We start from the raw sequence: 16,210 nt of genomic DNA on the forward strand, positions 1-16,210 counted from the left end.
GCGCCTTTCTTATGATTTATGTATGCAGACCGGCCAGCGTCATAAACCATCGCAACAGCGAACTGACTGCCAGCAAGGCCAGGACACTACCCAGCCATATCAGCACCATCCAGCCGGTTCTGACTGCTATTTTTCGGATCATCAGTGATACCCTTCATCGCTTTGCACTTTGCCGCGAAAGACGTAGTAGCTCCATGCGGTGTACACCAGGATCACCGGCACGATCAGCAACGTACCGACCAGCATGAACAGCTGGCTGGCCAGCGGTGCCGCCGCCTGCCATATCGTGATATCCGGTGGAATAATGTTAGGCCATACGCTGATACCCAGCCCGCTGAAACCCGAACGAGAACCAGCGGTCAGCAATTTTCGGCAGCGCCAGCGGCGTCCACAGGCTGACCACCGCAATGGCGACCAACAGCGCCAGCAGGAACCCCCGCGACAGCGAGCGCATCTGCGTCTGCAGCGCATCGCTGCTTTTGAGGATCAGCCACGTCGAGCCCAGCAGGCTGTACGCCACCATCAGCCCGATGCCGCAGAACAGATTAAACGGCGTGATCCAGTCGAGCGCACCGCCCGCGAACTGGCGGCCGACAACCGGAAAACCGTGAATAATCGCCCCGACAGCCACGCCCTGACAGAAGGTCGCCAGCAACGAACCGACCATAAAGGAATAGTCCCAGAATGGCCGGTGCTCTTCCGTCGCTTTGAAGCGAAATTCAAACGCCACGCCGCGGAAGATAAGCCCGACCAGCATTGCCGTGAGCGGAATGGTCAGGGCATCAATCACCACGGCGTATGCCAGCGGGAACGCGCCAAACAGCCCGGCACCGCCGAGCACCAGCCAGGTTTCGTTACCATCCCACACCGGCGCGACGCTGTTTACCATCGCGTCCCGATCCTCTTTACCGCGCACAAACAGGAACAGGATGCCAATGCCAAGGTCGAAACCGTCCATGATGATGTACATCAGCGTGGCGAAGACAATGATGGCAAACCAGATGACCGCAACATCGATACCCATCAGAATTTCTCCTGTGGTGGTAATTTTTCCGCCGCAGAGAGTGGGCGAGCCGGGGTGCCATCGGTATGCACGGTAAGATCCTGTTCCGGTTTCGGTCCTTTCTTGATAAGCCGAATGAGATACAGATAGCCGACGCCGAACACGGCAAAGTAGACCACGATAAAGGCGATCAGGCTGACGCTCATCTGCAATGTGCTATGCGCGGAGACCGCGTCCCGGGTGCGCAACAGGCCGTACACTACCCACGGCTGGCGTCCCACTTCCGTCGTTACCCACCCTGCGAGGATCGCCACCAGTCCCATTGGCCCCATGCCCAGGGCGAACCACAAAAAGGGGCGCGACTGGTAAAGCCGTTTTCGGTAGCGCAACCAGAGCCCCACAACGCCCATCGCCAGCATCAGCAGGCCCGCACCGACCATAATACGGAACGACCAGAACACAATGGTGGAGTTGGGTCTTTCATCAGGCGGGAAATCTTTCAGTGCCGGAACCTGTTTATCCAGGCTATGGGTCAGGATCAGACTGCCCAACCCTGGGATCGCCAGCGGATAGCGGGTTCGCTCTTCGTCCATATCCGGCAGACCAAACAGCAGCAGCGGCGTGGCCTCTCCTGGTGTGTTTTCCCAGTGCCCTTCGATGGCGGCGATTTTGGCAGGCTGGTGCTCAAGGGTATTCAGCCCGTGCATGTCGCCAATCAGCGCCTGTACCGGCGCGACCAGCAATGCCATCCACAGCGCCATGGAAAACATTTTGCGTACCGCCGGGCTGTCATTGCCCCGCAGCAGGTGCCACGCGCCTGACGCGCCCACGAACAACGCGCTGCTGAGGAAGGCGGCGGTAGACATATGAATCAACCGCCAGGGGAACGACGGGTTAAAGATGATCGCCATCCAGCTGTCCGGCACTACCTGCCCGTCAGCAATATGGAACCCTTGCGGGGTGTGCATCCAGCTGTTCGAGGCGAGGATCCAGAAGGTCGACATCAGCGTCCCCAGCGCAACCATGCAGGTGGCGAAAAAGTGCAGCCCCGGGCCGACTTTATTCCAGCCAAACAGCATAACGCCAAGAAACCCCGCCTCGAGGAAGAAGGCGGTGAGCACTTCATACGTCAGCAATGGCCCGGTCACGCTCCCCGCAAACTGCGAAAAACCGCTCCAGTTGGTGCCGAACTGATAGGCCATCACCAGCCCTGACACCACCCCCATGCCGAAATTGACGGCAAAAATGCTGAGCCAGAAATGGTAAAGCGAGCGCCAGAGCGCGTTACGGGTTTTCAGCCACATTCCTTCGAGCACCACCAGATAACTGGCGAGGCCGATGGTCAGGGCGGGAAAGATAATATGAAAGGAAACCGTAAACGCAAATTGTAGCCTGGCAAGATGAAAGGCATCTAACTCAGCCATTATGCTCTCCTGAATTTATGCGGACGCTTTATTTTTTGGCTTCAACGCCATCGGCATCTGAGCGCAAAATAAATTGTTCCGTCACTTCAGGAAGATGCTGCAGCAGCCAGTCGGCCATGTTGCGTTCTTCCGCGAGGATGGTCTGGATCGCCGGTAGGGATGCCGTATCACCGGCCTTTTCAGCGGCGATCAACAGCGAGGTGTAGCAGGCGATTTCGAACTGTTCAAAAACGTACCCACTAATGGCGCCTTTGACGATTTCGTCGGACGGGAACATACCGCCAACCGCCTGCCCCAGCGCCGCCAGTTTACTCATTGAATCTTTTACGACAGAGCGGGTAATACCGTTCTGATCAATAATGCCTTCCAGAACCGTAAGCTGCCGTTTTGTTTCAAAAAGGTGCTGTTCAATTCTGGCTTTTAAATCCGGATAGTTTTCTATCCGCTTTGCCATTGATTCAAGCATCGATTCCGCTTGTTTTTCCATGGCATGCGCATCACGTAACCAGTCGTGATAATTTTCTATGTGCGTCATGATTCCTCCTCGCAATATTCGTCAGCTATTCTGATTTCGAATTTTCATCTTCAGCGGCCTGATCGGCCCTTGCTGCGCTATAACCAGACAAATGGCCAACAATATTCGCATAGATGCTGATAATAATTACCCACAGCACGCTGTCTTTCCACCAGATAACAGATGGAATGGCAAGGGCGCACCATGTAACAGCGGCTGCGAGATGGCATCGTTTAATAATGCGTGGTGAAAGACTCATTCCTGTTAGCCTTTAAAGGGTTAACGCAACTATGCCGTTTTTTTCGCGCCCTGATTGACTTTCCCTACTGCGATATCGGTGAGTTTCAAGTCAGCACTTTTTTCTTCTTCCAGCGTTTCAGCCAGAAGTTTTACGGCTTTTTTATAGCCGAGCTGTTCCGCTAGGGTACAAAGTGTACCGTAAGCGGCAATTTCGTAGTGTTCCACTTTCTGCGCGGCGGCAATTAATGCAGCGTCACGCACTTCATTTTTTTCCGTGGACTCAATGACTTCATTGGCTTCTTCAATCAACCCTTCCATCGCGATACATTTCATGCGTTTAATACGCACGTTAGCTTCCTGCTCAACGAGCTGATCGATACGTTCGATCTGCCCCTGAGTCTCTTCCAGGTGGCTGCTGAACGCGGCTTTAAGCTGTTCGCTGGATGCTTCCCTTGCCAGTTTTGACAGGGCACGAGTGAGTTGTTTTTCTGCGCTATAAGTATCAGATAACAGGTGGATAAAAATATCTTCTACGCTCTGAAGTTTCATACTGTATACTCCTGTATTGTCCCGGAGAACTGCGAGTCCGTAGACCCGCAGCATTCTTGTTTCATTAATAATGGCAATGAAACATTAACGACGACAATTATTTATCGTCAGATTTACGGCCGCCACCATGGCTGCTTTGGCCGCCTTTTTTCCCGGCTTCGGAAGCACGTTCAGGGTCATTTTTAAAATTCCCGCCGCTGTGCTGTCCGCCTTTACGTCCTGCTTCAGACGCCTTTTCACGGTCTTCTGCGAAATTACCTGATCCACCTCTATGCTCTGCCATAACGTTACCTTTATGCTTCGTTGAACAAATAATGACATGCCATTGCATATCATCGCCGTGGATATTTAACACTAGCTTCTGTTGCCGTATAGTCAAATATAAAAACGCATCCCATCCTGCTATTAACGAAGCGGCAAAATATAAATACCAGCTTAAAAATAACGATATACAGGCCATTCAATCCCTGAGCTGTAATTATTTTAAGGATTTGTCTCTAATTATTCTGATTTAGTCCACGAACAGCGCAACAGCGTCTATCCTTAAAACTCATGTGATAAGGAGGCCCAATTATGAGTGACAACGTAAACCACTCGCAGCACTATCCCCGTCCACCCTTTCCAAAGCAGCCACAAACCCCACCAGGGCTGGCATCAGAAATGAAACCGATCCCCGATCACGGGGAAACCAGCTACAAGGGTTCAGGACGGCTTCTCAGCAAAAAAGCGCTGATTACCGGGGGGGATTCCGGGATAGGTCGTGCCGTGGCTATCGCGTTTGCCCGTGAAGGCGCGGACGTTGCCATCAACTATCTGCCTGAGGAAGAGAGCGATGCCGAGACCGTTATTGAACTCATCAGGGCGGAAGGCGGCAAAGCCATCCCGATTCCGGGAGATATACGTGATGAGGCCTTCTGTGGCGCTCTGGTCGAGAAAGCGGTACAGGAACTGGGCGGGCTGGATATCCTCGTCAATAATGCAGGTCGTCAGCAGTACTGTGAATCCATTGAAGATCTGACGACTGACGCGTTTGACGCGACCTTTAAAACCAACGTCTATGCGCCCTTCTGGATCACCAAAGCTGCGCTGCGGCACCTGCAGGCCAACGCGGTGATTATCAACACCTCTTCCGTGCAGGCATTTAAACCGAGTGCGATCCTTCTCGATTATGCGCAGACCAAAGCCTGTCTGGTGGCCTTCACCAAAGCGCTGGCCAAACAGCTGGGGCCGAAAGGTATACGGGTGAACGCCGTCGCACCAGGCCCTTACTGGACCGTGTTGCAGTCCAGCGGCGGCCAGCCTGAGGAAAAAGTACAGCAGTTTGGCGCCGACGCGCCGCTGGGACGCCCGGGGCAACCGGTTGAAATCGCCCCCCTGTACGTGACCCTGGCATCTGACGCCTGTTCGTATACGTCGGGGCAGGTCTGGTGCTCAGACGGCGGGACCGGCACGCTGTAAACCATAACGGCAGGGTTTCCCTGCCGTTGATTTTTCCAGCCAGTTAAATTTCCCCTNCGAATAAGCCGCTTGATTCGTACCGTTAATTCGCAATACTGTATATAAACACAGTAAAAAAGAATAAAGGTACTCTTATGCGATCGCACAGCCAGCCTGAACCTGGGGAAATGAACGCATTACCGCTCTTCCTTGAGCGCGTTCCCTGCGGCTTTCCGAGCCCCGCGCAGGATTATGTAGAACGCAACTTTGATCTGAACAAGTTCGTTATCAGACACCCTTCCGCCACCTATTTCGTGCGGGCCAGCGGCGATTCGATGATCGACGCCGGGATCCACGACGGCGATCTGCTGATTGTCGATCGCGCCCTCACCGCCGTGGATGGCGATATCGTCATTGCCGCCGTTGAAGGCGAATTCACCGTTAAAGAGCTATGCACGCGTCCGCGACTCCAGTTAATGCCGCGCAACCCGCTGTTCTCTCCCATCATTATTCATAATGAAGAGACGCTGGAAATTTTTGGCGTCGTCACTTTCACGCTGAAGGCGAATCGCTGATGTTTGCCCTGGTGGATGTGAACAGCTTTTACGCCTCCTGCGAGCGGGTTTTTCGCCCGGATCTGAAAGGCAAGCCCATCGCAGTAGTCTCTAATAATGACGGCTGCCTGATCTCCCTGTCGGCGGAAGCCCGCGTGCTTGGTCTGAAAATGGGGCAACCCTACTTTAAGCTCAAAAACGATCTGCAGCGCCTTGGCGTCAGCGTGTTCAGCTCTAACTATGAGCTGTACGCCGATATGAGCCATCGCGTGATGACAACGCTGGATGCGATGGCGCCGTCAATGGAAATCTACTCTATCGACGAAGCGTTTCTGGATGTCTCCGGCATTGAAAACTGCCTCCGTCTGGAGACCTTTGGTCGACAGGTACGGGACACCGTGTACAAGCACACCGGGTTGAGCGTCGGCGTCGGCATTGCGCAGACGAAGACCCTCGCCAAACTGGCAAACTATGCCGCCAAAAGATGGTCACAGCAAACCGGCGGCGTGGTGGATTTGTCAAACATCGACCGGCAGCGGAAGCTGNNCTGATGGGCATTAACACCGCACTGGATCTGGCGAACTGCTCCACCTGGGTTATTCGTAAGCACTTTAATGTGGTACTGGAACGCACCGTGCGCGAGCTCCGCGGCGAGCCTTGTCTGGGGCTGGAGGAGTTTGCTCCCACGAAACAGCAGATCATCAACAGCCGCTCGTTCAGCCACCGCATCACACAATATGAAGAGATGCACCAGGCGGTATGTGCCTACGCAGAGCGCGCGGCGGAAAAGCTGCGCGAAGAAAAGCAGTTCTGCTGCATGATCAGCCTGTTTATGCGCACCAGTCCCCATGCAGAAAACGAGGTGTACTACGCCAACCAGGCGTCTGGTCGTTTAAACACCCCCACCAACGACACGCGGGACATCATCCGCGTCGCGACAGAAAACCTGAACCGCATCTGGCGCAACGGCTGTCGTTATATGAAGGCAGGCGTGATGCTCAGCGATTTTTACAGCCAGGGCGTGGCGCAACTGAACCTGTTTGACGTGGTTCAGCCGCAGGCCAACAGTGCCGCATTGATGGGCGTTATTGACTCGCTGAATAAATCAGGCCGGGGAACGATCTGGTTTGCCGGACAGGGTATCCAGCAGCCGTGGGCCATGAAGCGAGAGATGCTCTCTCCCGCCTGGACCACGCGTTATGACAGTTTTCCACGGGTGAAATAAAAAAGTGCTGGCATAAGATGGCTTGCCAGCACGGTAAGGATGAAAGCAACAAACAACAGGCAAACGAGCTACCTGAAAAGACACCAGAATGGAACCCGTAATGTTATGAAGACGGTGTACTCAGCTGTTCGCGAATGTTCTGGTAGTAATCATCATCGATAATGAATTTTCGCATTATCCATGAAACCAGCAGGTGGAATACTCCAGGGATCAGCGTCATCATCAATGAGATAGCCATTAATGAGCTGGGCGGCTGAACGCTGTCTGGAGTGTAGTTTGCATAGCTGAGGATAAACCCAACCAGCCCGCCGGCTAACCCCATCCCCAGTTTCTGGAAGAAAAGGATCCCGCCGAATGCCAGTCCTGAAACTCTTTCCTTGTTTTTCACCTCTCCATAGTCCACCGCTTCAGCAATAGAAGCCCAATATACCGGTAGTTGCATATCCGCAAGGAAGGTAATAATGAAGTAGAACGTAAAGGCCAACATGACTGAATGGCTGTCGACCAGGACAAACATGGCTGCACTGAAGATAAATGTCGCGGCTTGCGAAACACGGAACATGGTCAGTTTGTTCATCCGTTTGGCCGCAAAGTTGGCGCCCAGCATGGAAAGAACAGACGCCACAACGCCGGTAGTGAGAAAGTAAGGGATCAGTGCATCCCCGCCGTTAAGAAAATATTTCGCATAGTAGGCGGCAACGGCGCTTCGTACCGACCCGCCCAGCATAATGATCAGAATGACAATACCGAGAATGACCCACTGATCGTTTTTCAGTAAGGAGCGAAACTGCTGAAGCAGTGGAATGCGGCTTGGCTCGTGCGTGATCCGTTCTTTGATGCTGAAGAAACAGTAAAAACACAGTAATGTTCCAAGTGCGCCCATCGACCCCATCGCAATCTGATACCCTGTTGCCAGATTACCCTGCCCCAGTTTTACCGCGGCGACAGGCACAATGATCGACACGAGGAACATGCCTATCTTCGTCATGACAAAGCGATAGGTATTCGCGCTTAATCTTTCACGGCTGTCATCAGTGATCACGCCAATGATGGAAACATAAGGGATCGCGATAAAGGTGTACGCCAGCGTCAGCAGAATATAAGTGACATAAGCCCAAATCAATTTACCGAGATAGCTGAAGTCCGGTGTAATGAACATCAGAAGAATAGTGATACCAAAAGGGATTGCGAAAATTAACAGGTATGGGCGATAACGTCCCCAACGACTATGCGTTTTATCCGTAATCAGTCCAATTAACGGATCAACAATGGCGTCAAGTATTCTTACCGTCAGTAATAATATCCCAACATCGGCTGCCTTCAGTTTAAAAATATCGGTATAGAAATAGGCGACTATCAATTGCATTGACATCATGACAATAGATATTGCCATGTCACCGGCACCAAATCCGATTTTTTCCCGCACAGTAAGTTTCATGAAAACCTCGGTGGCAATAAAGTGGGTACGAAAGGTACCCACTTTTCTTTCTGATTTAGCTGTTTCAGAAGGAATATGTTAAACCAACACGGTAAAGTACCTGGCGGTTGCTGGATGTTTTATCAGGCCCTTTTTCGTCAGAAATACTGGCATACGGGAACCAGGCTCCCCACTGATATCCCACACGCATGGTTAAACGGTAGTTCTGATTGCCGTTACGCCAGGTTAAGTATTCGTTATCGTAATAAATCGCATTAAGCTGATACTGGAAGTTGGTGCCTTCCGGCCGGTAATCTACCCACAGGTCCCAGCGCTGGTTGTTACGATCTTCGTTGCCGTAGGATTGTGACTTGGCAGTGGCCTTATCCATGTCATAGCGGTAACGCAGCGATGCACGCCATACTTTGCTGAAGTTATACCCTGCCGTTACACCGTACTCATAGGTGCTCCAGTACTCGCTGGAATCAAGCCAGAACATCGGTTCCAGCCAGAATTTTTTATCTTCCAGCGGGTTAAAACGGTACAGTACCGAGAACCCCTGGCCGTTACTGTTAAATGAAGACGGATCCCAACTGTTTGCTTTACCTTCTTTGGTGTTGTATCTCAGTTCACCGATAAACCCCAACCCATTCTGGAAAAACATACCCATTTGAACGCGGTCATTATATGCACCTGTTTTCTCATAAAATTCGTTTTGCCAGTTAAGGTAGCCATGAGGCATTTCCGCCTGCGCTGCGGAAGCCGCAAGCAGAACTGAAGATAAGAAATATAATTTTCTCATGTTCATCATATATGTCCTTTATTTATTATGTAATGTCCCCGAATAGCCATGCAACGCCCTGCTTTATTCCGGACATAACAACATCTGCCAAAAGAAGCACTATCATCATTCTTGTGTTATTAAATCTTAATAAAGTGATATTAATTCCTGGTCATAGCCTGGTAGTGATATCTCCTCGTCCACTGACTTTTGCTATTTTTTATTTCTCATAATACTTAATTGAGAACGGCGGTGTTTCTGAATTCAACCTAACAAATATCTGGTGTACACCAAAAGCCTGTTTTTATCCATTTGTGATCTTCGTCTAAATAAATAACTTGACTTCTGTGATTTAAATTTTCATCCATTTGAATTATAAGGAATAGTAAATATACTTTGTGACCAATATTGCATTTTTTCACAGCGAATATTGTTAGAGTTTCATCCAAAGAGTAATTCTTGGTGTACACCAGATGGCGAACTGATCATGAAAACAGATAAAACGAATGAGAGTTTGAGCTTAGATGGCTCCAGAAAGTACAAGCAAATCATTGAAATAATGATTGAGAAGATCGTTTCAGGGCAATGGATGGCTGACTTTGTCATCCCTTCCGAGCGTGAACTGGCGGAGACCTTTGGTGTCAATCGCATCACAGTGAGGAAAGCCATTGCGCATCTGAAGCAGCGAGGCTACCTGCACAGCGCAGCAAAACAAGGCACCTATGTTCTGCCGCCACGCAGCCACGATTCGCATCTGCTCTACAGCTTCAGTGATGACATTAAACGTAATGGCGGCAAGCCCGGGCAGATGGTTCTTGAGTTCAACCATGTTCCGGTTAGCGAGCTCATCCGTACCAACCTTCAGATACCGCTGTCGACGCAGAGTATCCTGAAAATCAAACGGATCAGGTTTTCGGATACCACCCCGATGGGGATCCAGACCTCATACGTCAAACTCAAACCGGGGCAAGAGATCACCCAGCAAGAGCTGGAAAAAGTGGGATCACTCTACGATCTGTTAGAGCAGAAATATGGCATTGAAATGGTTGAAGCTTATGAATCGATAGGTGCCCGGCTTCCTTCAGCCTCAGAGAGACAACACCTGGAAATCGCGGCGGATGAAGTGGTGCTGACCAGCTCACGTATTACCTATTCCAGCGAGCGGGTCCCGGTTGAACACGTGGAAATGGTTTATCCAACCAGTCGTTACGTTTACCAGATTAAGGTGAGTAAGGACACATTTGAATATTAAAGGGGACATTAAATGGCTCAGAGTAGAGCAGATTATTATAACAAGGTGTTGGGTGCGCTGGCCTGTGGGGGGATGGGAGATGCGCTGGGCGCGTCGACTGAGCTGTATACTATTGATGAAATCAAATCTCGCTTCGATGGCTTCATTGATGCGTTTCACACTCCGCCAAAAGACACCTTCGCCGGTTCGCTGGAAGGTGTTTGCGGGCTGATTACCGATGATGCCAGTCAAATGTATGTTTTTGCCGAAGGATTAATCGAAACCGGTAAAGCGGCGTTTGATACCCGGGCCTGGACAAAGTGCCTGCTCCGCTGGGCCGACATGCAGCCTTACGCGAATTATAAAGGTCCCACGACCGAACAGGTGGTGAAAGCGCTGAAAGAGGGAAAGCCCACCAATACGATTGGTCGCATTGGGACTTCTGCTCGCCAGGCACCTAACGTTGGCACAACCAATGGCGCTGCAATGCGCGTCGCGCCTGCGGGTCTGGTCTACCCAGGCGAATGGGAAAAAGCCTGCGAACTGGCCTTTGCGACCTGCCTGCCGTCGCATGATACGAATATCGCCATTGCCAGCGCCTGCGCTATCGCAGCGGGCGTCGCGACGGCCATGACGGCGGATGCCACCGTGGATTCAATTCTCGCTTCTACCCTCAATGGCGCGCTGTACGGTGAACAACTCGCAGCAGAACGCGCCAGGGTCGTGGCCGGGCCTAAAATTGAACATCGATTACGGCTGGCGCTGAATATCGCCCAAAATAACAACACACTGGAGACCTTCCTTCGCGAACTGGAAGGCTATGTCGGTAACTCTGTGAATGCCCATGAATCCGTTCCTTCCGCTATCGCCATATTCGCATTCTGTCAGGGCGATCCGTGGCAGACGATTTATGCCGCAGCGAATGCCGGCAACGATACGGACAGCATTGGCACGATGGCCGGGGCAATGGCAGGGGCGTATAAGGGTTTCTCTGCCCTGCCGCTCGATAAATATCAATTTTTCTATCAGGTGAATAAAAAAGATTTTGATGTTGAGCGTATTGCAAGGGAATTAAGCGCCCTCTGCTGATTAAGAGGTTTATTCGCGATGAACAGAGCTGAAATGCAGGACATGAGTTCAGCCATCATGCCGCTGTCTGAAACACGCAAAGAAGTAAATGAAATCATGAGTTTTATTAAATATCATGATCTTAATTCGGCGCGGAAAAATATTGCTGAACATATTGATGTGCAAAAGATTCGTCAGATACTTTTAATTGGCTCAGGTGATTCTTATGCGCTGGCGCTGCTTTATGCCGCAGTGCTTAACAATATTACATTATTACCCGCGCGCGCCATTCAGTCCTATGAATTTGTTAGCGAAAAAACGGATTATCTTGATAGCGCATGGCTGGTCATTGTACTCAGCGCGAGCGGCAGAGTGTCGCCTGTTCTGGATGTCCTGACGAAGGCGCAGCATTCGCAGGCGCAGGTGCTGGGAATCACCAACAACAATGAAAGCCGGTTCGCCATTCTGGCGCAAAAATGCGTGTTCACTCAGGCAAGTAAAAAAGGAATGCCAACACAAAGTACGCTGGCGATGGCGCTGTTTCTCGATGCGCTGGCCTGTGTGCTGCACCCGGCGTATGAGAAAAAACACGGGTTGCAATTGCAACACCTTCGTCTGTACGCCATGTACGCTCCCGTGCTGTCGCGGCTGGCGTTGGGAGACGAGCTATTGCTGCATCTGTTTTCACGGCGCATTACGCTGCTGGGGAGCGGCGGAAATCTGGGATTAGCGACCCTGTTTTCGAACCTGCTCTGGTGTGGTCCGCAGCTCGCAAGCCAGGTATTTCCACTGGAGGAATATGAGCACGCGTTGCGCCTGAATCAGGCCTCTGACAATGACCTTATTATTATTTTTGATTGTACAGCAACGCAGGGCGTCCTTGCGTATCACATCAGACAAAAGCTGATGAAAAATAACGCGACAGTAGTGCATGTCGATAACGGCTTATTAAGTCTGATGTTTAGCGGAAGCAGTCGTACTTTCTCGGGGAATGGAGACTGTCGTTATTACGCCATGCTTTTTATATTCAGTTTAATTATTTCGGCCACAGAGATGTTTCTTTCATGTGGGGGAAAACGCGTTACGGAGTGAACTCAATGAAAACGTTCGATGTTGTAGCGGTCGGCAGTGGAACCGTTGATCTTGTTTTTCGTGTCCCCCGCTTACCTGGTAACGATGACAAAGTTGTCGGGAAAAAAGTGGCAGAGCTAATTGGTGGAACCGTAGCCAATACGGCCTGCGTGATGGGAAAACTGGGATTACGGGTAGCGTCGTTGTCCACCGCAGGCAATGACTATTTCGGGCAAAGCATTGTGGATGACTTTGTCAGAAATCATGTTGATATCCGTTTTGTGCAACGCAAGTCCGGTATCGACGCCAACATGGCGGTGATCTTTCTGGATGACTCAGGAGAAAAGGCTCTGGTGTATGCGCCGAATGACGAAACGGAAACGAGTATGGTTCAGGCTCAGGAAGCAATCAGCGATAGCCGGGTGGTCTATATCATGCCCGGACGTCTCGATAAATTCCGCGCCATTTCCCGATACGCCAAAGAAAAAGAAACAAAGATTGTCGTAGATATCGAGTCACATCTTCCCGACAGTCAACAACACATCCATGAAATTTTGTCGCTGTGCGATGTGGCGATTTTTAATAAAGAAGGCTTCAGAACCAGCCTGCAGCAGGAACCGGAACGCGAAACGCTGGAACAGTTAGTGCGTAAACATGATTTGGATGCGCTGGTGGTGACCTGCGGCGGCGGTGGCGTGATGGCCTGCAATCGCGAAAAATTTGCCAGTCATCCGGGGTATCAGATCCCGGTGGTGGATACGACCGGTGCGGGGGATACCTTTAACGGTGCCTTTATTTACTGCTACCTGAATAACACCGATCTTGCTGATGCATTGAGTTTCGCCAGCGCGGCTGCCGCTATCAATATTTCGCACTTCGGCGCGCGCGGAAAATTATCGACGGTAAACGATATCAATAATTTTAAAGAGAAATACCAATAATACTTTTGGGGGTTAATATGACTACGCTTCGGTTATCTAAGCTCATTGCGCTGGCTGTCGGCTTTTCAGCGCTGAATGGTTTTGCGGCGGATTCAGGGCTGCGCTTTTTGAATGAATATTCGATCCCGACAGACACGACGTTTCAGCAGGTGAAATTTGGCGGGCTGTCCGGTATTGCATGGGATCAACAAAAGAATGTCTATTACAGCATTTCCGATGCCCGCAATACGCCTGCTGAAGGCGTTGCCCGTTTTTATACGCTTAAAATAGATGTCAACGATAAAGGGATTAATCGTGTTGATATCCTGAGTATGAAAGAGTTAACCGATGAGCAAGGTCTCTCTTTCAAAACCCAGGAAGTGGATGGTGAAAGCCTGGCGCTGACGCCGGATAAGAAAAACCTGCTCTGGACATCCGAACTGGGCAGCCCACTCCGCCTCTCTTCGCTGGACGGCAAATTAATAAAGGATTACGCCGATAAAGTGCCAGCCTGGTACAACGCGGGCGGCGATTTGAAAAAAGCGCCTGAGGGGTTACGCAACGGCCTGACGTTTGAAAGCAGCACGGTGACGCCCAGCGGCAAATTTGTTTATATCGCCGCAGAAAGCGCCCTGAAACAGGATGGTAATATCAGTACTACCGTCAGTTCTTCACCCGTGCGTATTCTGAAATATACCGTGCAATCGGATGGTAGCGTCGGCGAACTGGTGGGTGAATTTATCTATAACGTTGACCCTATTCCGCAGGTGACGAAACACGGCGTCAACGACAATGGCCTCGCCGAAATGCTGGCGATTTCTGATGACAAACTGCTGATTACCGAGCGTGCCGGGCGTAACGCCAGTGAAGGGTTTAACGATTTTGATTTCACGATCAAAACGTATCTGGCCGATGTCAGTCAGGCCTCAAACATTAAAGGCGAGAAGAGTCTCAACGCCATTGAGAAAAAGAACCTCCTGCAACCCGTCAGCAAAAAAATGCTGATCGATTTTAACGATTACACCAAAGCGCCTGACTGTATTGAAGCCATGACCTTTGGTCCGCTGATCAACGGAAAAAAGTCGCTGCTTTTTGTGTCTGACAATAATTTCCAGCCGTATCAGGCCAATAAGTTCTTTGTTTTTGTGGATGACAACGGTGTGTTGAACTAACCGTGATGATCGGTACCGGAGGGGAAAATGGCTTTTTTAAGGTACTTGTTCGTCATTCTCGCCCTTCCCTTTTTGATTTCCGTCTCTGGCTGTAGCCGCCAGAGCGGAAACGAAAATGGGGAGTTACTGACTATTTTGCATACGAACGATCATCATGGCGCCTGGTGGCAAAACAAGTCCGGCAACGAGGGGCTCGCTAACCGCTACGCGATGATTGAACGTATTCGTCAGGAGGTGGCGGCGCAGAACGGCACCGTGGTGCTGCTTGACGCGGGAGATGTGAATACGGGCACCCCCGAATCCGATCTGCTGCTGGCTGAACCTGATTTCAAAGGGATGGCGCAGATAGGTTACGATGCGATGACATTGGGAAACCATGAATTCGATCATCCACTGACGCTACTTCAACAACAGCAGGTATGGGCGGGTTTCCCGTTTCTGTCGGCCAATATTTATAACACCACCACCGGGCAGCGCGCATTTACGCCTTACACGGTTCTGCAGAAGAACCAGCTGAAAATCGGGGTGCTGGGGTTAACCACGGTCGATACCAAAGTGGTGGGCAGCAAGCAGATCCTGGCGAACCTTGATTTCAGACCACCGGTCAGCGAAACCAGGAAAGTGCTGGCAGAGATGCGTAATGCGAAGCCGGATGTTGTGATTGCGCTGTCGCATCTGGGCTATTACTACAACGGTCACCATGGTTCAAATGCGCCGGGTGACGTCACCCTGGCCCGGCAACTGCCGCCTGGCAGCGTCGATCTCATTATCGGAGGGCATTCGCATACCGCCGTGTGCCTTGACGGCGATAAGTTAGACGCTGACTGGCATAAAAAAGCATCATGTCAGCCTGATCGCCAGAACGGCATCTGGATCTTCCAGGCGCTGGATAGCGGGCATTATCTCGGGCGCGCCGATTTTCGTCTGAAGGCCGGAAAATTGACACTGTTGCGCTATCAGTTATTACCCGTTGTCGCCCCCGAAGGTGAAAAAACCGCAAACGTGCAGGCGCTTTACACGTTGCTCGAAAGTATGAAAAAGCAGGTTGATGGGCAGCTTACCGCCCCATTAGGGAAGGTAAGCCACAAGCTGGAAGGCGATCGCGACCAGGTACGAAATCGCCAGACCAATATGGGGCGGCTGATTATTCAGGCGCAAATGGAGAAAACCGGTGCCGATTTCGGCATCATCAGCAGCGGGAGCATTCGCAGTTCGATTGTGGCGGGCCCGGTTTCCTGGCGGGATGTGCTGAAAGTGCAGCCCTTTGGCAACACGCTCACCTCTGTCGAGTTAACCGGTCAGGAGATTATTGATTATCTGAATGTCGTGGTCTTTAAAACGCCTGGCTCGGGCGCGTATGCCCAGCTCCATGGGATTTCGTGGAAGCCCGTAAAGGGTCACGTCACTGACGTTGTCATTAATGGTAAACCGCTGGAGCGCGACAAACGGTATCGCATGAGCCTGCCGAGCTATAACGCCAACGGCGGTGATGGCTATCCTGAAATGAGCAAACATCGTGGTTATGTGAACACGGGGTACGTCGACGCCGAAGTGCTGAAATCGTATATCGCGCGGCAGTTCCCGCTGTAAGTGAAAAGAGGGGC

General features: G+C 51.2%; 16 protein-coding genes and 2 pseudogenes. 9 read left to right on the top strand and 9 right to left on the bottom strand.

Annotated features, from left to right (window positions below):
* Nucleotides 1-16 precede the first annotated feature (16 nt).
* The 7 genes and pseudogenes from GM30_RS23995 to GM30_RS07180 all read right to left on the bottom strand — a co-directional run bounded on the left by GM30_RS23995 (nucleotide 17) and on the right by GM30_RS07180 (nucleotide 4,013).
* Complete coding sequence (locus GM30_RS23995) at nucleotides 17-142, bottom strand: DUF2474 family protein (protein WP_080993394.1); 126 nt, start codon at nucleotides 140-142, stop codon at nucleotides 17-19.
* A pseudogene (gene cydB, locus GM30_RS07155) lies at nucleotides 142-1,024 on the bottom strand (cytochrome d ubiquinol oxidase subunit II). Before cydB ends, GM30_RS23995 begins: the two are co-directional and overlap by 1 nt.
* Nucleotides 1,024-2,427 (bottom strand): cytochrome ubiquinol oxidase subunit I, encoded by a 1,404-nt coding sequence (locus GM30_RS07160; RefSeq protein ID WP_049848050.1) that lies wholly within the window; start codon nucleotides 2,425-2,427, stop codon nucleotides 1,024-1,026. The pseudogene cydB and the gene GM30_RS07160 overlap by 1 nt, the downstream one beginning before the upstream one ends.
* 28 nt (nucleotides 2,428-2,455) lie before the next feature.
* Nucleotides 2,456-2,962: a ferritin-like domain-containing protein gene (locus tag GM30_RS07165; protein WP_049848051.1), complete on the bottom strand. Its 507-nt coding sequence runs from the start codon at nucleotides 2,960-2,962 to the stop codon at nucleotides 2,456-2,458.
* A gap of 25 nt (nucleotides 2,963-2,987) precedes the next feature.
* Complete coding sequence (locus tag GM30_RS07170) at nucleotides 2,988-3,200, bottom strand: hypothetical protein (RefSeq protein ID WP_049848052.1); 213 nt, start codon at nucleotides 3,198-3,200, stop codon at nucleotides 2,988-2,990.
* Between the two features lie 29 nt (nucleotides 3,201-3,229).
* Complete coding sequence (locus GM30_RS07175) at nucleotides 3,230-3,730, bottom strand: YciE/YciF ferroxidase family protein (RefSeq protein ID WP_049848053.1); 501 nt, start codon at nucleotides 3,728-3,730, stop codon at nucleotides 3,230-3,232.
* Between the two features lie 97 nt (nucleotides 3,731-3,827).
* Nucleotides 3,828-4,013 (bottom strand): con-10 family general stress protein, encoded by a 186-nt coding sequence (locus GM30_RS07180; protein ID WP_049848083.1) that lies wholly within the window; start codon nucleotides 4,011-4,013, stop codon nucleotides 3,828-3,830.
* A 290-nt stretch (nucleotides 4,014-4,303) separates the two neighbouring features.
* Here GM30_RS07180 and GM30_RS07185 point away from each other — a divergent pair, with 290 nt between their 5' ends.
* The 3 genes and pseudogenes from GM30_RS07185 to GM30_RS07195 all read left to right on the top strand — a co-directional run bounded on the left by GM30_RS07185 (nucleotide 4,304) and on the right by GM30_RS07195 (nucleotide 6,946).
* Nucleotides 4,304-5,188 (top strand): SDR family oxidoreductase, encoded by an 885-nt coding sequence (locus GM30_RS07185; RefSeq protein WP_049848054.1) that lies wholly within the window; start codon nucleotides 4,304-4,306, stop codon nucleotides 5,186-5,188.
* Between the two features lie 134 nt (nucleotides 5,189-5,322).
* Complete coding sequence (gene umuD, locus GM30_RS07190; protein ID WP_049848055.1) at nucleotides 5,323-5,742, top strand: translesion error-prone DNA polymerase V autoproteolytic subunit; 420 nt, start codon at nucleotides 5,323-5,325, stop codon at nucleotides 5,740-5,742.
* Nucleotides 5,742-6,946 (top strand): annotated as a pseudogene (locus GM30_RS07195) (Y-family DNA polymerase). The gene umuD and the pseudogene GM30_RS07195 overlap by 1 nt, the downstream one beginning before the upstream one ends.
* Before the next feature lie 103 nt (nucleotides 6,947-7,049).
* On the opposite strand, the gene GM30_RS07200 reads toward GM30_RS07195, so the two are convergent.
* Together GM30_RS07200 and GM30_RS07205 are read right to left on the bottom strand one after the other, a co-directional pair.
* A complete protein-coding gene (locus GM30_RS07200) occupies nucleotides 7,050-8,384 on the bottom strand; it encodes an MFS transporter (RefSeq protein ID WP_049848084.1) in 1,335 nt (444 codons plus the stop codon).
* A 64-nt stretch (nucleotides 8,385-8,448) separates the two neighbouring features.
* Complete coding sequence (locus GM30_RS07205; RefSeq protein ID WP_338011771.1) at nucleotides 8,449-9,171, bottom strand: oligogalacturonate-specific porin KdgM family protein; 723 nt, start codon at nucleotides 9,169-9,171, stop codon at nucleotides 8,449-8,451.
* A gap of 460 nt (nucleotides 9,172-9,631) precedes the next feature.
* On the opposite strand from GM30_RS07205, the gene GM30_RS07210 reads away from it, so the two are divergent.
* The 6 genes from GM30_RS07210 to ushA are packed head-to-tail and all read left to right on the top strand — an operon-like array spanning nucleotide 9,632 to nucleotide 16,196.
* Nucleotides 9,632-10,396 (top strand): GntR family transcriptional regulator, encoded by a 765-nt coding sequence (locus tag GM30_RS07210; protein WP_155483938.1) that lies wholly within the window; start codon nucleotides 9,632-9,634, stop codon nucleotides 10,394-10,396.
* A gap of 12 nt (nucleotides 10,397-10,408) precedes the next feature.
* The gene (locus GM30_RS07215) at nucleotides 10,409-11,464 is read left to right on the top strand and encodes an ADP-ribosylglycohydrolase family protein (protein ID WP_049848056.1); all 1,056 of its coding nucleotides are present in this window, start codon (nucleotides 10,409-10,411) and stop codon (nucleotides 11,462-11,464) included.
* A gap of 18 nt (nucleotides 11,465-11,482) precedes the next feature.
* Entirely contained in the window at nucleotides 11,483-12,535 is a 1,053-nt protein-coding gene (locus GM30_RS07220; RefSeq protein ID WP_080993395.1) for an SIS domain-containing protein, read from the top strand.
* A gap of 5 nt (nucleotides 12,536-12,540) precedes the next feature.
* Entirely contained in the window at nucleotides 12,541-13,455 is a 915-nt protein-coding gene (locus tag GM30_RS07225; RefSeq protein WP_049848058.1) for a carbohydrate kinase family protein, read from the top strand.
* Between the two features lie 17 nt (nucleotides 13,456-13,472).
* The gene (locus GM30_RS07230) at nucleotides 13,473-14,606 is read left to right on the top strand and encodes an esterase-like activity of phytase family protein (RefSeq protein WP_080993397.1); all 1,134 of its coding nucleotides are present in this window, start codon (nucleotides 13,473-13,475) and stop codon (nucleotides 14,604-14,606) included.
* A 27-nt stretch (nucleotides 14,607-14,633) separates the two neighbouring features.
* The gene (ushA, locus tag GM30_RS07235) at nucleotides 14,634-16,196 is read left to right on the top strand and encodes a bifunctional UDP-sugar hydrolase/5'-nucleotidase UshA (protein WP_049848059.1); all 1,563 of its coding nucleotides are present in this window, start codon (nucleotides 14,634-14,636) and stop codon (nucleotides 16,194-16,196) included.
* Nucleotides 16,197-16,210: the final 14 nt, after the last annotated feature.

The sequence above is a fragment of the Trabulsiella odontotermitis genome (assembly GCF_001188485.1).
Taxonomy (GTDB): Bacteria; Pseudomonadota; Gammaproteobacteria; order Enterobacterales; family Enterobacteriaceae; genus Trabulsiella; species Trabulsiella odontotermitis_A.

What these genes read in the sequence shown, in the direction of transcription:
- GM30_RS23995 (WP_080993394.1), bottom strand. Translation starts at nt 142, where the DNA reads ATGATCCGAAAAATAGCAGTCAGAACCGGCTGGATGGTGCTGATATGG.
- GM30_RS07160 (WP_049848050.1), bottom strand. Translation starts at nt 2,427, where the DNA reads ATGGCTGAGTTAGATGCCTTTCATCTTGCCAGGCTACAATTTGCGTTT.
- GM30_RS07165 (WP_049848051.1), bottom strand. Translation starts at nt 2,962, where the DNA reads ATGACGCACATAGAAAATTATCACGACTGGTTACGTGATGCGCATGCC.
- GM30_RS07170 (WP_049848052.1), bottom strand. Translation starts at nt 3,200, where the DNA reads ATGAGTCTTTCACCACGCATTATTAAACGATGCCATCTCGCAGCCGCT.
- GM30_RS07175 (WP_049848053.1), bottom strand. Translation starts at nt 3,730, where the DNA reads ATGAAACTTCAGAGCGTAGAAGATATTTTTATCCACCTGTTATCTGAT.
- GM30_RS07180 (WP_049848083.1), bottom strand. Translation starts at nt 4,013, where the DNA reads ATGGCAGAGCATAGAGGTGGATCAGGTAATTTCGCAGAAGACCGTGAA.
- GM30_RS07185 (WP_049848054.1), top strand. Translation starts at nt 4,304, where the DNA reads ATGAGTGACAACGTAAACCACTCGCAGCACTATCCCCGTCCACCCTTT.
- umuD (WP_049848055.1), top strand. Translation starts at nt 5,323, where the DNA reads ATGCGATCGCACAGCCAGCCTGAACCTGGGGAAATGAACGCATTACCG.
- GM30_RS07200 (WP_049848084.1), bottom strand. Translation starts at nt 8,384, where the DNA reads ATGAAACTTACTGTGCGGGAAAAAATCGGATTTGGTGCCGGTGACATG.
- GM30_RS07205 (WP_338011771.1), bottom strand. Translation starts at nt 9,171, where the DNA reads ATGAACATGAGAAAATTATATTTCTTATCTTCAGTTCTGCTTGCGGCT.
- GM30_RS07210 (WP_155483938.1), top strand. Translation starts at nt 9,632, where the DNA reads ATGAAAACAGATAAAACGAATGAGAGTTTGAGCTTAGATGGCTCCAGA.
- GM30_RS07215 (WP_049848056.1), top strand. Translation starts at nt 10,409, where the DNA reads ATGGCTCAGAGTAGAGCAGATTATTATAACAAGGTGTTGGGTGCGCTG.
- GM30_RS07220 (WP_080993395.1), top strand. Translation starts at nt 11,483, where the DNA reads ATGAACAGAGCTGAAATGCAGGACATGAGTTCAGCCATCATGCCGCTG.
- GM30_RS07225 (WP_049848058.1), top strand. Translation starts at nt 12,541, where the DNA reads ATGAAAACGTTCGATGTTGTAGCGGTCGGCAGTGGAACCGTTGATCTT.
- GM30_RS07230 (WP_080993397.1), top strand. Translation starts at nt 13,473, where the DNA reads ATGACTACGCTTCGGTTATCTAAGCTCATTGCGCTGGCTGTCGGCTTT.
- ushA (WP_049848059.1), top strand. Translation starts at nt 14,634, where the DNA reads ATGGCTTTTTTAAGGTACTTGTTCGTCATTCTCGCCCTTCCCTTTTTG.